This is a genomic window from Rahnella sp. PD4 (genome assembly GCF_049199325.1).
In the GTDB taxonomy this organism is placed as follows: Bacteria; Pseudomonadota; Gammaproteobacteria; order Enterobacterales; family Enterobacteriaceae; genus Rahnella; species Rahnella perminowiae.
The window spans coordinates 232,106-246,758 of the sequence record NZ_JBLZQF010000005.1 but is presented as its reverse complement, the minus strand read 5'-3'; the positions used below and the strand labels follow the sequence as shown (position 1 = coordinate 246,758).

At 56.3% G+C, this 14,653-nt stretch carries 12 protein-coding genes and 1 pseudogene; 1 reads left to right on the top strand and 12 read right to left on the bottom strand.

Annotated elements, in window-relative coordinates; genetic code table 11:
• Positions 1 to 10 precede the first annotated feature (10 nt).
• Positions 11 to 646: a LysE family translocator gene (locus tag ACOZIO_RS15110; RefSeq protein WP_129991522.1), complete on the bottom strand. Its 636-nt coding sequence runs from the start codon at positions 644 to 646 to the stop codon at positions 11 to 13.
• Between the two features lie 156 nt (positions 647 to 802).
• On the bottom strand, positions 803 to 1,060 hold the full coding sequence (gene bhsA, locus ACOZIO_RS15105; RefSeq protein ID WP_129991521.1) for a multiple stress resistance protein BhsA: 258 nt from the start codon (positions 1,058 to 1,060) through the stop codon (positions 803 to 805).
• A gap of 404 nt (positions 1,061 to 1,464) precedes the next feature.
• Here bhsA and ACOZIO_RS15100 point away from each other — a divergent pair, with 404 nt between their 5' ends.
• Complete coding sequence (locus tag ACOZIO_RS15100) at positions 1,465 to 1,713, top strand: GlsB/YeaQ/YmgE family stress response membrane protein (protein ID WP_129953977.1); 249 nt, start codon at positions 1,465 to 1,467, stop codon at positions 1,711 to 1,713.
• A gap of 250 nt (positions 1,714 to 1,963) precedes the next feature.
• Here the strand turns inward: ACOZIO_RS15100 and ACOZIO_RS15095 are convergent.
• The 10 genes and pseudogenes from ACOZIO_RS15095 to atzF all read right to left on the bottom strand — a co-directional run.
• Positions 1,964 to 2,038: pseudogene (locus ACOZIO_RS15095) on the bottom strand (antitoxin); the annotation flags it as partial.
• An 89-nt stretch (positions 2,039 to 2,127) separates the two neighbouring features.
• The gene (locus ACOZIO_RS15090) at positions 2,128 to 2,508 is read right to left on the bottom strand and encodes a hypothetical protein (protein WP_129953975.1); all 381 of its coding nucleotides are present in this window, start codon (positions 2,506 to 2,508) and stop codon (positions 2,128 to 2,130) included.
• Between the two features lie 84 nt (positions 2,509 to 2,592).
• Entirely contained in the window at positions 2,593 to 3,291 is a 699-nt protein-coding gene (gene urtE / locus ACOZIO_RS15085; protein WP_129953974.1) for an urea ABC transporter ATP-binding subunit UrtE, read from the bottom strand.
• Positions 3,292 to 3,302: 11 nt separating this feature from the next.
• On the bottom strand, positions 3,303 to 4,109 hold the full coding sequence (gene urtD, locus ACOZIO_RS15080) for an urea ABC transporter ATP-binding protein UrtD (protein WP_205951600.1): 807 nt from the start codon (positions 4,107 to 4,109) through the stop codon (positions 3,303 to 3,305).
• Positions 4,109 to 5,182: an urea ABC transporter permease subunit UrtC gene (urtC, locus tag ACOZIO_RS15075; RefSeq protein ID WP_129953972.1), complete on the bottom strand. Its 1,074-nt coding sequence runs from the start codon at positions 5,180 to 5,182 to the stop codon at positions 4,109 to 4,111. The genes urtD and urtC overlap by 1 nt, the downstream gene beginning before the upstream one ends.
• Positions 5,182 to 6,759 (bottom strand): urea ABC transporter permease subunit UrtB, encoded by a 1,578-nt coding sequence (gene urtB, locus ACOZIO_RS15070; RefSeq protein ID WP_129953970.1) that lies wholly within the window; start codon positions 6,757 to 6,759, stop codon positions 5,182 to 5,184. Before urtB ends, urtC begins: the two co-directional genes overlap by 1 nt.
• A 145-nt stretch (positions 6,760 to 6,904) precedes the next feature.
• Positions 6,905 to 8,173 (bottom strand): urea ABC transporter substrate-binding protein, encoded by a 1,269-nt coding sequence (urtA, locus tag ACOZIO_RS15065; RefSeq protein ID WP_129953968.1) that lies wholly within the window; start codon positions 8,171 to 8,173, stop codon positions 6,905 to 6,907.
• An 84-nt stretch (positions 8,174 to 8,257) separates the two neighbouring features.
• On the bottom strand, positions 8,258 to 8,980 hold the full coding sequence (locus ACOZIO_RS15060) for a GntR family transcriptional regulator (RefSeq protein ID WP_129953966.1): 723 nt from the start codon (positions 8,978 to 8,980) through the stop codon (positions 8,258 to 8,260).
• A 40-nt stretch (positions 8,981 to 9,020) separates the two neighbouring features.
• Positions 9,021 to 12,653 (bottom strand): urea carboxylase, encoded by a 3,633-nt coding sequence (gene uca, locus ACOZIO_RS15055; protein ID WP_421595466.1) that lies wholly within the window; start codon positions 12,651 to 12,653, stop codon positions 9,021 to 9,023.
• A gap of 9 nt (positions 12,654 to 12,662) precedes the next feature.
• Entirely contained in the window at positions 12,663 to 14,513 is a 1,851-nt protein-coding gene (atzF, locus tag ACOZIO_RS15050) for an allophanate hydrolase (RefSeq protein WP_421595465.1), read from the bottom strand.
• Between the last annotated feature and the right edge of the window lie 140 nt (positions 14,514 to 14,653).

Below are 14,653 nucleotides of genomic sequence, written 5' to 3'. Positions count from 1 at the left end.
CCTTTTATTGTTAACGTTTTGTCGTAGCGAGGCGAACTGCAAAAGCGATAAATACGGTGCCGGTAAGGCGATCCAGCGTTCTGACCACTGCCGGACGGCGCAACCAGCGCGACAGCGGGCGGGTGGCCGAAATCATCGTGACTGACCATAACGTCCCGATCACCGCATGCATGGCGGCGAGGCCGAAAATATATGGCCCGACAGGATAGCCGGTGGCGACGAACTGCGGCAGGAAGGAGACATAAAACACGCCGACTTTCGGGTTAAGCACATTGCCAAAAAGACCTTTAACGAACGGCGAGTTTCCGATACGCAAGGCTTTGTGGCGGCTTTCCGGCGCATTCATGTTCATTTCGCTGCGGGGTTTGAACAACATCTGCAGTCCCAGCCAGGCCAGATACGCGGCACCGATCCATTTCAAAACATTGAAGGCGATTTCAGAGGCAGCCAGCACGGCACCGAGACCGAGTGCCACCATTGCGCCCCAGACCAGACATCCTGTGCTGATGCCAAAAGCGGTAAACAGCGCCTTTTTACTGCCCTGACTGGCAGCAGTGCGCAACACCAGTGCGGTATCGAGACCGGGCGTAAGCGTTAAAATACCGGCGGCAAGCGCGTAAGAAAGCAGGGATTCGGTGAGGGTCATGGCTTTTCCTGATGAGCGAAAAACCCAGAATAGTGAAACGTGCGGCACAGATGCAATCACGAATTTAAATGAAATTCGGCATAAAAATACGGGCAAATAAAAAAGCCTGTGGAAGTCGGGCTTCCACAGGCTTTTCAGCGGGTTTTATGCAGGAGATTATTTATAGATTTCAGCGTCAGCGTGCAGTTTGTTGTTACCGGTCACGGAGATGATGCGGTAAGAAGAGGCACCGGCTTCCTGTGCTTGTTGAGAAAGTTTCGCTTCCAGGCCACTGATAGAGGTGGAGTTGGCGGCGGAAATTACACCGATTTTCTGCATGTCATTTGTTGGCTGATTAATCTGCTGAGCCGCGAAGCTGCCGAAAGAAATCAGGGAAAGGGTGGCAGCTACAGCAAAAATTTTGACGTTTTTCATGATGATTTATCCATTCAGGTTATGAGAGTGAAAGGTGGTTGCCTTTCGATGAATGTATAATAGGCGTGATCTTCAGGGATGAAAAACGGATTGATTTGAGTATCTCGTTCAAAAAATTTGCTCTACTTTTTACGCAATTTTACGTCCCCGTGCAGGCAACTGACGAAACCGCATTCGTGCTGACACTGTCTGAAAGTGCCTTAGATTTCTCTGCATTTCTTCCCTTCCTGCTGATTTTGGGCGGTTTTGTAGAATGGTGCTAGACTTTATCTGTAGTTCAAGAAGGAGGGCATGCGTGTAAAACACGCGTTCTGCTCGCAGGGCCTGAATCGTTCTGCTCTTGTTTGGCTAACTTGGCTGAACAATATTCACGGTAACGGAAATTTATTCGGAGGAGTCGAAAAATGGGAATTTTATCCTGGATTATCTTTGGTCTGATCGCAGGTATTCTGGCGAAGTGGATCATGCCAGGCAGAGATGGCGGCGGATTCATTCTGACTGTCGTTCTGGGTGTTGTCGGTGCTGTTGTAGGGGGTTATATCAGTACCTTCTTCGGCTTTGGTCGCGTGGACGGATTCAACTTCGGCAGCTTCGTTGTCGCGGTGATTGGTGCAATTGTTGTGCTGTTTATCTACCGTAAAGTCAGAAGTTAAAGATTTGCTCTGATGCTGAAATGTTAAAAGCCGCGCAAGTCGCGGCTTTTTGTGTCTGTTAATCCCGAAGCATAACCTGATAACTGGCTTCAGGCTCATGCAATCTCATGGAAAGAGTATCGGCAGGAGATCGGCTCTTATGCATGATTACCATAAATACGAGCCCGGCAGGAGTGGTTAAAAAGTACGCCACATGGTGCTGATGGAGAAACCGGAAGAGATCTACGGGTTTGCCGTTCCGATTGATTTACACAGGTTCCCGCTGGACTCTCAAAAGAACATCACCAAATTGAGTTTTGACTTCATTAGCGCTTAGTGACTTCATGTTGACTTCCTTCGAATGATTCGTTCGATTCATTCGAAATATTGTACGGCTGTTAATCCTAAACTGCCTAAGGTTTCATCAGTGAAGTTTCACTCCACCGGCGACGTCGGCAGCCGCACGATGTCCTGATTTTCATTGCCCATCCAGTAGACGCCTTCTTTCGCCCAGAACGGGCCTTCGATAAAGTCGAGAAGATCGGAATACTCTTCGTAAAACTGCTTACCGTCACGGTTATATACGCGCATGTAGCCGGAGTAATGACCGCCATCGCCCGGCATGGTCATGCGCGGGATAAATTCAAAGGTTTTATACTCGCGCACCACGTACTGTTTATTCGGGCTCCACTGCTCCGAAACCAGCTTCCCCTGTTTCCACCACTGATGGCACCCGGCGATAACCGCCACCAGCACCGCCAGCATGATCCAGCGCTTACGCTGACGCATCAGGGCTTCCTGACTTTTGATTTTCATACTCTTATTCTTTTCAGTGCGGACTTAAAAAGGGTCTAAATGTGGCGGAAAAATGTCGGCTTGTCTTCTAAAAAGTCAGTGCGACTAAATCGCCACCAGCCCCCGAACTCCTTCCGCCTCCATTTCTGCCCCGCGACCGCGTTTCACAATGCTGCCGCGCGACATCACCAGATAGCTGTCGGCCAGAGCGGCAGCGAAATCATAGAATTGTTCAACCAGCAGGATCGCCATGTCGCCCCGGGCGGCGAGCTGTTTGATCACTGCGCCGATTTCCTTGATCACCGATGGCTGAATGCCTTCTGTCGGTTCGTCGAGGATCAGCAGGCCCGGCTTACAGGCCAGCGCGCGGCCGATTGCCAGTTGCTGCTGCTGGCCGCCGGACAAATCCCCGCCACGGCGATGTTTCATTTCCAGCAGGATCGGGAACAGGTGATAGATTTCATCCGGCACCTGCTTTGCCGCACTGCCGGAGAAACGCGATAATCCCATCAGCAGGTTTTCTTCCACCGTCAGGCGCGGAAAAATTTCGCGTCCCTGCGGGACGTAAGCGATCCCTGCCTGCACGCGCTGGTGCGGTTTGCGGTTATTGATCACCTGATCCTGCCAGCTGATGGTGCCGGACTTCGCCGGAATCAGTCCCATCAGGCACTTGAGCAGTGTAGTTTTCCCGACACCATTACGCCCGAGCAGGCAGGTGACCTCACCGATTTTTGCCTCGAAAGACAGGCCGCGCAAAATGTGGCTGCCGCCGTAAAACTGATTCAGTTCATTTACCTGCAACATAATGCGATTCCTCAGCGTCCTAAATACACGTCGATGACCTGCTCGTTGGCCTGCACTTCACGCAGCGAGCCTTCAGCCAGTACCTGGCCCTGATGCAGCACGGTGACGTGGTCAGCGATGGTTTCCACAAACCCCATATCGTGCTCGACTACCATCAGCGAATGTCTGCCCGCCAGTTGTTTGAACAACTCGGCGGTGTATTCGGTTTCGGCATCAGTCATGCCTGCCGCCGGCTCGTCGAGCAGCAACAGATGCGGCTCCTGTACCAGCAGCATGCCGATTTCCAGAAACTGTTTCTGGCCATGCGAAAGCAGGCCTGCTGGCCGGTGGCGTTCCGCTGCCAGGCGCAGCGTACCAAGCATTTCATCAATGCGGTCACGCTGTTCGCTGTTCATTTTGGCACGCAGACAGGCCCATACCGATTTATGGGTTTTCTGCGCGATTTCCAGATTTTCGAATACGGTCAGTGCTTCAAATACGGTCGGTTTCTGGAATTTCCGCCCGATGCCGGACTGCGCAATCTGCACCGGATCCAGCTTCGTCAGATCGGTACGCTGATCGTAAAAAACGCGGCCGCTTTGCGGTTTGGTTTTGCCGGTGATGACATCCATCAGCGTGGTTTTTCCCGCGCCGTTCGGGCCGATCACACAGCGTAATTCACCGACGCCGATGTTCAGCGACAAATTGGTCAGCGCCTTAAATCCGTCAAAACTGACGTTGATGTTTTCCAGTTGCAAAATCGGGTCAGTTTGTTCGCGATGTCGGTCCGCCAGCTGCGGCCGGGTAAACAGGTCTTCGGTCATGTTGAGCGGATCCATCAGGATTTCCTCTTGCGCAGCAGGCCAATCACACCTTGCGGCAGGAACAGCGTCACCAGAATAAACATGCCACCGAGCACAAATTGCCAGTATTCGGGAATGGCGACGGTGAACCAGCTTTTCGCGCCGTTGACGATGCCTGCGCCAATAATCGGGCCGATCAGCGTGCCGCGTCCGCCGAGGGCCACCCAGATAGCCGCTTCGATGGAGTTGGTCGGCGACATTTCACCCGGGTTGATAATTCCGACCTGCGGCACATACAGCGCACCCGCCAGGCCGCATAGCATGGCGGAAATTGTCCAGACGAACAGCTTGAAGCCTTTCGGATCGTAGCCGCAGAAAATCAACCGGTTTTCTGCGTCGCGCACCGCCGTCAGCACGCGGCCATATTTACTGCGCGCCAGCGCAAAGCCGAGCGCCAGACTGGCGACCAGCACCATAACCGTGGCTAAAAATAATCCCACGCGGGTACCGGTAGCGGTAACCGGAAAGCCGAGCAGGGTGGTGAAACCGGTGAAACCGTTATTGCCGCCGAAGCCGGTTTCATTGCGGAAAAACAGCAACATACCGGCGTAAGTCAGCGCCTGCGTCATGATCGAAAAATAGACACCTTTGATTTTTGAGCGGAAGGCGAAATAACCGAAAACAAACGCCAGCGCGCCGGGCACCAGTACGATCAGACACAACGCCCACGCAAAATGCTGGGTACCCGCCCAGAACCACGGCAGCTCCGTCCACGACAGAAACGACATAAAATCCGGCAGTCCGCTGCCTGCGGCCTGCCGCATTAAATACATGCCCATCGCATAACCGCCAAGGGCGAAAAATAACCCGTGGCCGAGCGACAGCAAACCGGCGTAACCCCAGACCAGATCGAGCGCGATCGCCACGATCGCGTAGCAGAGGATCTTGCCGATCAATGTCAGCGTATAGGTGGAGATCGCCAGCGGATTACTGGCGGGCAACAGCGCCAGAAACGGCATCACAATCAGACCGATAAGCACCAGCGTGCCCACCGAAATCGCAATCTTTGGCGCTTTTTGTACGCCGGTAATCGTCAGAGGCTGGCTCATCAGTCAATCACCCTGCCTTTGAAGGCGAAGAGTCCCTGAGGACGTTTCTGAATAAACAGGATAATCAGCGCGAGGATCAGGATTTTCCCCAATACCGCGCCGATCTCCGGCTCAAGAATTTTGTTCACGATGCCCAGCCCAAAAGCCGCCACCACGGTACCGGCCAGTTGTCCGACACCGCCAAGCACCACGACTAAGAAGGAGTCGATGATATAGCCCTGGCCGAGTTCCGGGCCGACATTGCTGAGCTGCGATAATGCCACGCCGCCTAAACCGGCAATGCCGGAACCAAGACCGAACGCCAGCATATCGACGCGTCCGGTCGGTACGCCGCAGCAGGCCGCCATGGCGCGGTTTTGCGTCACGGCACGTACGTTCATGCCCAGCCGGGTTTTATTGAGCAGCAACCAGGTCAGGCCGAGCACCAGCAATACGAAGATGATTACCGCGATGCGGTTGTACGGCAGCACCAGATTTGGCAGCAACTGAATGCCGCCGGAGAGCCAGCCGGGGTTCGCCACTTCGACGTTTTGCGCGCCAAACAGCATGCGCACGCCCTGGATGAGGATCAGGCTGATGCCCCAGGTTGCCAGCAAGGTTTCCAGAGGGCGTCCGTATAAATGGCGGATGACGGTGCGCTCCAGCGCCATGCCAATCCCGGCGGTAATGAAAAAGGCTACCGGCAGCGCGACCAGCGGATACAGCGCCAGCAGACCCGGCGCGTAGTGCTGAAACAGCGACTGCACCATATAGGTCGAATAGGAGCCGATCATTAACATTTCGCCGTGCGCCATGTTAATCACGCCCAGCAAACCGTAAGTGATCGCCAGACCGAGGGCAGCCAGCAGCAGAATCGAGCCGAGCGACAAACCGGTAAACGCCTGCCCGAGCAAATCGCCAATCATCAGGCGATGCTGCACCGCTTTCAGGCTGGCGAGCGCGGCGTTGCGCACCGTAGCGTCAGGCTCGGTTTTCGGATCCGTCAGGCTTTGCAGACGGCCTTGCGTGTCCGGATCGCCCGACGTGCCGAGCAGTTCAACGGCCTTCAGGCGCACCTGCGGACGGGTATCGGCCAGCTGTAAATTCGCCAGCGCGATGGAAAGGGCGTCGTGCACCGTGCTGTCCTTTTCCAGCTCAAGACGACGGGTCAGCAGCGGCAACTGATCGGCCTGCGCTTCGCGTTGCAGAGATTTGGCGGCCTGCAACCGGACGGCGCTGTCTGTGCTCACCAGACGGTGTGCGGAAAGCGCATTGGCAATCAGGATACGCAGACGGTTATTCAGCCAGACTTTTTTGACTTCGCCCTGCGGCTTCACGTCACCTTCCAGCGGTGCCAGCTGCTCACCCTTTTGCACAAACGCATGTTTCGCTTCGTCGGTAACGACGTTTTCCTGTTTCAGTGCTTCGAGCAGGGGCAGTCTTTCCGGCTGCGGATCAGCCGCCCATTGCTGTAATAACGTGGCCTGCTGGCTGCGGCTGGCGGCAGCAAAGTCATTCGCCGCCCCCGCCACGGCCAGAAGCGGAAGGCAACCAAGCAGGAAAACCAGTGGCCTGAAGTGAGATAAAAAATGCGTCATGATGTTTTCCTGTTGCCCGGAGTTCGTTGCTAAACCCTCTCCCCCAGTCCCCCCTTCGCAGGGGGAGGAGTGAAAAGCGCCGATCTGCTCCCTCCCCTGCGAAGGGGAGGGTTGGGATGGGGTATTAATGGCGACTCATGAATGATCAGTGAGTCGTTTTTACCGGAGTATCTGGCTTTTTATCGTTACCCGCGATGTACGGGCTCCACGGCTGGGCGCGGATAGGTTTGTCGGTCTGCCAGACCACATTGAACTGACCGTTGGATTCGATTTCGCCGATCATCACCGGTTTGTGCAGGTGATGGTTGGTTTTATCCATGGTCAGCGTGAAGCCGGATGGTGCGGCGAAGGTCTGCCCGGCCATGGCGGCGCGGACTTTATCCACGTCCGTCGTACCGGCTTTTTCCACCGCCTGTGCCCACATATGGATACCGACATAAGTCGCTTCCATCGGGTCGTTGGTGACCGCATTATCGGCGTTTGGCAGTTTGTGGGCTTTAGCGTAGGCCTTCCATTCGGCCACGAATTTCTTGTTGGTCGGGTTATCGACGGACTCGAAGTAGTTCCACGCCGCGAGATCGCCCACCAGCGGTTTGGTGTCGATCCCACGCAGTTCTTCTTCACCCACAGAGAACGCCACTACCGGCACATCGGTCGCTTTCACACCCTGATTTGCCAGCTCTTTGTAGAACGGCACGTTGGAATCACCGTTGATAGTGGAAATCACGGCAGTTTTTCCGCCTGCGGAGAATTTCTTAATGTTGGAGACGATAGTCTGATAATCGCTGTAACCGAACGGCGTATAGACTTCTTCGATATCGCTGTCTTTCACGCCTTTGGAATGCAGGAAGGCGCGCAGAATTTTGTTAGTAGTTCGCGGATACACATAATCGGTGCCGAGCAGGAAGAAGCGTTTGGCCGCACCGCCGTCTTCACTCATCAGATATTCCACCGCCGGGATCGCCTGCTGGTTAGGCGCTGCACCGGTGTAGAACACGTTTGGCGACATTTCTTCGCCTTCGTATTGCACCGGATAGAACAGCAGGCCGTTCAGTTCTTCAAACACCGGCAGCACGGATTTACGCGACACCGAGGTCCAGCAGCCAAACACTACCGCGACTTTATCCTGCGTCAGCAACTGGCGGGCTTTTTCGGCGAACAGTGGCCAGTTGGAAGCCGGATCGACGACCACCGGTTCCAGTTTTTTGCCCAGCACGCCGCCTTTGGCGTTGATGTCGTCAATGGTCATCAGCGCCACGTCTTTCAGCGGAGTTTCTGAAATGGCCATGGTGCCGGAAAGCGAATGCATGATACCGACTTTGATGGTGTCGGCAGCCTGCGCGCTCCAGGCCAGGCCCATGCTGACTACGGTGGCGGAAAGAGCAAAGGCTTTAATAAAACGTCGACGTTGCATAGATGAATCCTCTGTAAAATGCTGTGATTTAAATACGTTAAGAGAACGCGGGTATGATGAAAGTCGAAACAACATTTAAAAAAGTCATGACGGGTTGCCCTCGTCACTCTCCGCCCGCGCCCGGTGCAACATATGCAAAGTAATTTTTCGCACCTCGGCTTTACTGACGGCAATGTGGTCGTGTAACTGGCGTTGTGCCTCCCCGGTTTGTTGTTGAATGATGGCGAGCAAAATGCCCGCATGCTCTTTATAGGTGGCGTTAACCCGCTCACCTTTGGTGAAATCCAGACGCCGGATGATGCGGATTTTCTCCGTCAGCTCGCGGTGGATTCGCGCCATTTCGGCGTTACCGGCTGCAGCCACCAGCGTCATGTGAAACGCTTCGTCATAACGCGATACCACCTGACCATCTGCCAGCTGAGGCTGATCAACCCAGAACGCTTTCAGTTCGGCCAGCTGCAAGGGCTGGGCGGCAGGCGGCAATGCGCACAGCCGTTTTACCGCTTCCAGTTCAAGCACAATGCGCAAGTCATAAAGCTGCTCGAAAAAGTCGAAATCGAACGGGCGCACCTGCCAGCCGCTGCGGAAAAACACTTCGACGTAGCCTTCGTGCTCCAGCCAGAACAGCGCCTGACGTACCGGTGTGCGGCTGACGTCCATCCGGTCGGCAATGTCGTTTTCACTGAACCGGTCACCCGGCAGCAGGCGAAAACTGAAAATGTCGTCTTTCAGTTGCTGATAAATGCGTTCCGCCAGCCCTTCCGGACGGCTTTTACTGCGTGAAGATTTCGGGCCAGTCAGTTGCATAAAATATTCCCTTAGGTTTTTAAAACAGTGTTGAACGGCTTCAGACGGCGGTGTCCAGCCACAACAATGCATCACCTGGCCCGACCGGACGGCCTTGCTGGCAACTGATTTTCAGGACAGTGCCGGCGCAGGGTGCGTTCACTGACAGCTCCATTTTCATGGCCTCCACCACGATCAGCGGCTGGCCTTCTTCGACCTGCTGCCCCGGCTGCACCAGAATTTTCCAGACATTGCCGTTGAGGTCGGCGCTGACCAAATGCCCGTCCTGATCTGCATCGTCTTCCACTAACTGCACGGCGTTGGCAGCCGCTTCCACGGCGGCGCTTTCCGCTTCGTGCCAGTGCGCCACTTCGCGGGTAAAAGCTTCAGTTTGCCGGGTGCGAAAATCAGCAATATCGGCGGCGTTATCCGCGAGGAATTGCGTATATCGCGCAAAATCGAACTCCGTCTCTTCGATACGGATTTGTGCGCGCCCTTCACGGAAAGCTTCGCGCTGAACCTCCAGTTCGGCTTCAGTAACTTCGTAGAACCGCACCTGGTCGAAGAAGTGCAGCAGCCACGGCTCACCATTCCTGAACTGCTCATTTTTCAGGAACTTATTCCAGATCGGCAGCGTGCGGCCGACCAGCTGATAGCCGCCCGGCGAATCCATGCCATAAATGCACATGTACATGCCGCCGATGCCGACCGTGCCTTCGGCGGTGAAGGTCCGCGCCGGGTTGTATTTGGAACTGAGCAGGCGATGGCGCGGATCGACCGGCACCGCGCAGGGTGCGCCGAGATAGACATCACCCAGGCCGAGGATCAGATAGCTGGCGTCGAAAATGATGTTTTTCACCTCTTCACGGTTTGCCAGCCCGTTGGTGCGCTGGATGAAATCAACGTTATTGGGCAGCCACGGCGCATCGGCCCGCACGGTTTGCTGGTAGCGTTCGACCGCACCGAGCGTCGCTGAATCTTCAAACGCCATCGGCATATGCACGATGCGGGTCGGGATTTTCAGCTGGCTGACATCGGCCAGATGGTGTTCCAGCGTCAGTAAATGTTGCAGCAGCGCGGTCTGATGCAGCACGCGGCTGTCGTAGCGGATTTGCAGCGAGCGCACACCCGGCGACAGTTCTTCTATACCTTGCTGACCGGCGGCCCTGATGGCGTTCATCAGCAGATAAATGCGCATGCGCACCGCCAGATCCAGCACGTTATCGCCGTACTCAATCAGCACGTAGCCGTCACCTGCCTGCCGGTATTCCACCGACGGGCGTTCCGCCGTCGCCGGTAAAGCCGCAAGAACCGTGGCGGAAGCGGTGTTGTCCGGCAGCAGGGACGGGACGGGCAGCGCTACCGCGTTGACCGGCATCAGTGAATCGAGCGTGGCTTGTTGTGCCTGTTCCAGCGCCTGCGCCTGCTCAAAACTGATCGGATGGAAACGGATTTTATCGCCCGGTTTTACCTGTCCGACTTTCCACAGTTCGGCTTTGGCGATGGTCACCGGGCAAACGAAACCGCCGAGGCTTGGCCCGTCGCGGGTCAGAATCACCGGAAAGTCGCCGGTAAAGTTGATCGCGCCAATGGCGTATTCACAGTCATGAACATTCGAGGGATGCAGACCGGCTTCGCCGCCGTCCTGTCGCGCCCATTGCGGTTTCGGACCGACCAGCCGCACACCGAGGCGGTTGGAGTTGTAATGCACCTGCCATTCGGCAGCAAAAAAGGCATCGATGGATTCTTTCGTGAAGAAATCCGGTGCGCCGTGTGGCCCGTAAAGCACCCCGATATTCCAGAGTTCACCGTAAGGCGGCACGATATTTTCCGCTGCTGCCTGCGGTAAACTGACCGGCGCAGGCGTAGTGCAGGCCGCGAGTGCCGGCTGCGAGACGGTCAGCATATCGGCGACGCGCAGCGTGCGGCCGGCGTGACCGCCAAACTGCCCGAGCGCAAAGGTTGAGCGGCTGCCGAGATAGACCGGCACGTCGAAACCGTTACGCACGGCAAGATAAGTGCGGCAACCCTGCGTGGCGCGGCCAAGCGTCAGCGTCTGACCGGCTTTCACCTCCACCGGCTGCCAGTAAGACACGGGTTCGCCGTCAAGCGTTGCCGGGCAACGTGCACCGGTCAGTGCGATAACGGTGTCGCAATGAAAACGCAGCACCGGCCCCTGCAACGTGAATTCCAGGCCAGCGGCATCCGGATGATTACCGACAATGCGGTTGGCGAGACGGAAGGCGAAATCATCCATCGGGCCGGAAGGCGGCACGCCGATATCCCAGTAACCGAGACGTCCCGGATAATCCTGCACGCTGCTGTAGGTGCCGGGGGCAATCACTTCGATGGCGTTTGGCGCATAAGCAAAACTGTCGAGCATGCGTGTCCACATCTGACCTTCGCGGAATACCGGCGTGGCAACCACCTGTCGCAAATAATCGATATTGGTGGCGATACCGTGCAGGCGGGTGGCGGCCAGCGCGGCGGACATTTTCACCAGTGCATCCTGACGATCGGTGCCGTGAACAATCAGCTTGGCGATCATCGGGTCATAAAATGCTGACACTTCGCTGCCGGTAGAGACCCAGCCGTCGACACGCACATCGCCGGGGAAAAATACTTCAGTCAGCACGCCGGGACTTGGCTGGAAATTCTTCAGCGGATCTTCAGCGTAAATACGCACTTCCATGGACGCGCCCTGCGGGGCTTTTTCCATGGCAGACCAGTTCAGCGGGATACCGGCGGCAACATTCAGCATGCATTCGATCAAATCCAGACCGGTGACCATTTCGGTGACCGGATGTTCAACCTGTAAACGGGTATTCACTTCGAGAAAATAAAATTCGTCACGCGCGGCGTCATAGATAAATTCAACGGTACCGGCGCTGCGGTAACTGACCGATTCACCCAGCTGCACGGCGGCGCGATGTAACGCTTCGCGGCTGGCCTGCGGCAGATTCGGTGCAGGCGTTTCCTCCACGACTTTCTGATTGCGGCGCTGCAATGAACAGTCCCGTTCGCCGAGGGCCACCACGCGGCCTTTGCCGTCGCCAAAAATTTGCACTTCGACATGGCGGGCACGATCGACAAAGCGTTCCAGAAACACACCGGCATCACGGAAAAACTGCTCGCCGAGACGTTTCACGCTGTCCCACGCGGCGCGTAATGCCTCTTCATCGTCGCAGCGCGTCAGGCCAATCCCCCCGCCGCCCGCGGTACTTTTCAGCATCACCGGATAGCCGATTTCAGCGGCAGCTTTCACCGCGTCATCAATGCTGTCGAGCAAACCGGTGCCCGGCGTCATCGGCACATTTGCGGCTCCGGCTAATTCGCGGGCGCGATGCTTGAGGCCAAACTCGCGGATTTGTCCGGCGGTCGGGCCGATAAAGGCAATCCCGGCGGCTTCGCAGGCATCGGCGAATTCTGCGCTTTCGGATAAAAAGCCGTATCCCGGATAAATTGCCTGCGCGCCGGTTTCTTTGGCGGCGGCCAGAATTTTGTCGATCATCAGGTAGCTATCACTGGCCTTTTCGCCGCCCAGCGCGATGGCGATATCCGCCTGTGTGACATGCGGTGCATTGCGGTCGGCATCGGAATAAACGGCCACGCTGGTAATGCCCAGACGTTTCAGCGTGCGGATCGCACGGCAGGCGATTTCGCCACGGTTAGCAATCAATACGATATTGAACATGTGCGTTCCTCAGCTTTTTACCGGTGATGAATTGAGGCTGTGGAGGTAACTTCTCCAGCCGCCAAACGCCGTGATATCCGTGGCTCCGCTGATCGCCCACGGTTCACAAATAAACCCTTTTACGATGCGGCCATCTGCCAGTTCGAGAGAGCCGATACCAAGCGGTGCCGGGATTTCAGCGACAAATTCACCAAAGCGCGCCAGCGGGATATCCCAGAGTTCGACGATGATGGTGCTGCCGCCTTCCGCCCGCACCAGCCCCGGTTTGGGCGGTGTGGTGTTGGCGAGGGCGTAGAGCTTGTAGGTAGCCGCGGTAGTGGTTTGTTCGACGCGCACCGCATGGCGGCTGGTGAGCTGGAAATTGAGTGGCATACCGGTCAGGTGAGCGCCGACTACGGCGACGCGCACGCAGGCAGCATTCACCGGCGTGGCAGTCATGAATTCTTCAGGTTTCATCATAAGCCCGGTCGCACCGAGCGGCAGGCTCAGGCTGCTCTGCCACTGACGGCCAAAACCCGCCAGCGCATCATCGTGCCAGGCGGGAGCGATAAGGGTAATACCGGCGGGCAGGCCGTCCGCACGCAGACCGGCAGGTAGCGCCAGCGCTGACAAATCCGCCAGATTGGTGAAGTTGGTGTAAATGCCGAACTGCGAGTTGTAGAGCACCGGCTCCTGTACCAACTCTTCCTGTGTGCGGATGGTTGGCGATGTCGGCACGACCAGCGCGTCAAATCCTTCCAGCGCCAGATGAATTTTGCGCGCCAGTTCCGCCCGTAAATACTCGGCGCGCCAGGCGTCACAGGCGGTATAGTTCACGCCATTAGCCACTATCCCGCGCACGACCGGATCCATCGCTTCCGGACTTTCCTCAAATATTTCGCCAACCGCCACGGTACGTTCTGCCACCCACGCACCGTAATACAACTGTTCAGCCAGTTCGCGGAACGGCGTGAAATCAATGGGTTCCAGTGTCACCCCATGGTGGCGCAGGTGATCGAGGGCCTGGTTAAACGCCGCTTCTGCCTGTGTATCGCCAAAGAATTCCAGACGATCGGGCACGGCAATGCGCGGCTGTGCCGGTAAGGCCACCGGCGCGGTATGTGGATTTTTACGGGAATAGGCATCGGCGGCATCATATCCGCCAGCGGCGTGGGCAACGATTTGGGCATCGGCGACGGTCAGGGCGAAAATCGAGACGGTATCATTCAGGCGACAGGCCGGCACCACACCGGTATTCGACAGCCAGCCTTTGGTCGGTTTCAGCCCGACAATATTATTAAAGCCAGCCGGAACGCGTCCGGAGCCGGCGGTGTCGGTACCCAGCGAAAATGCCACCAGACCGCGGGCCAGCACCGATGCAGAACCGGAACTGGAACCACCACTGACGTACTCCGGATTGAATGTATTACGTACGGCGCCGTACGGTGAGCGGGTGCCCACCAGACCGGTGGCAAACTGATCCAGATTGGTTTTACCGATCACCACCGCGCCTTTGGCTTTCAGGTTGGCGATAACGGTGGCATCCGCATCTGCGGTATAAGCAAATGCCGGACAGGCTGCCGTGGTCGGCCAGCCAGCGATATCCATATTGTCTTTGACGGCGAACGGCACGCCAAACAACGGCAGGGCGCTCAGGGAACCTTCAGCCTGATCGCGCAGGGTTTCAAGACGGGTGATTTGTGCTTCAAGCTGCTCTGCCGTGGCGAGATAAATCCAGGCGGTGTCTGTTTTACTCAGGCTTGCCAAAACCAGGGAAAGCGTGGTGCGCAGGCTGTCCGGCGCGCTGCGATAATGTTGCTGCCATTCCCGTAAGGTAAAGCCGCGAAAGGGTGACGCAACGGTGTCTGAAACTGAGGCCATTTTCTGAATCCCATCTGGTATACAAGATTGAATTCATCTAAGCAAAGCCTGTGCCAAATCATTAGTTATTGATATTAATGGGTTTAGGGTTCGTTATATAACCGGGCTGTATATTTGTTGCACCATGGACGGAATGCAAC

What these genes read in the sequence shown, in the direction of transcription:
- bhsA (WP_129991521.1), bottom strand. Translation starts at nt 1,060, where the DNA reads ATGAAAAACGTCAAAATTTTTGCTGTAGCTGCCACCCTTTCCCTGATT.
- urtA (WP_129953968.1), bottom strand. Translation starts at nt 8,173, where the DNA reads ATGCAACGTCGACGTTTTATTAAAGCCTTTGCTCTTTCCGCCACCGTA.
- urtB (WP_129953970.1), bottom strand. Translation starts at nt 6,759, where the DNA reads ATGACGCATTTTTTATCTCACTTCAGGCCACTGGTTTTCCTGCTTGGT.
- urtC (WP_129953972.1), bottom strand. Translation starts at nt 5,182, where the DNA reads ATGAGCCAGCCTCTGACGATTACCGGCGTACAAAAAGCGCCAAAGATT.
- ACOZIO_RS15110 (WP_129991522.1), bottom strand. Translation starts at nt 646, where the DNA reads ATGACCCTCACCGAATCCCTGCTTTCTTACGCGCTTGCCGCCGGTATT.
- atzF (WP_421595465.1), bottom strand. Translation starts at nt 14,513, where the DNA reads ATGGCCTCAGTTTCAGACACCGTTGCGTCACCCTTTCGCGGCTTTACC.
- ACOZIO_RS15100 (WP_129953977.1), top strand. Translation starts at nt 1,465, where the DNA reads ATGGGAATTTTATCCTGGATTATCTTTGGTCTGATCGCAGGTATTCTG.
- urtE (WP_129953974.1), bottom strand. Translation starts at nt 3,291, where the DNA reads ATGTTGCAGGTAAATGAACTGAATCAGTTTTACGGCGGCAGCCACATT.
- ACOZIO_RS15060 (WP_129953966.1), bottom strand. Translation starts at nt 8,980, where the DNA reads ATGCAACTGACTGGCCCGAAATCTTCACGCAGTAAAAGCCGTCCGGAA.
- urtD (WP_205951600.1), bottom strand. Translation starts at nt 4,109, where the DNA reads ATGGATCCGCTCAACATGACCGAAGACCTGTTTACCCGGCCGCAGCTG.
- ACOZIO_RS15090 (WP_129953975.1), bottom strand. Translation starts at nt 2,508, where the DNA reads ATGAAAATCAAAAGTCAGGAAGCCCTGATGCGTCAGCGTAAGCGCTGG.
- uca (WP_421595466.1), bottom strand. Translation starts at nt 12,653, where the DNA reads ATGTTCAATATCGTATTGATTGCTAACCGTGGCGAAATCGCCTGCCGT.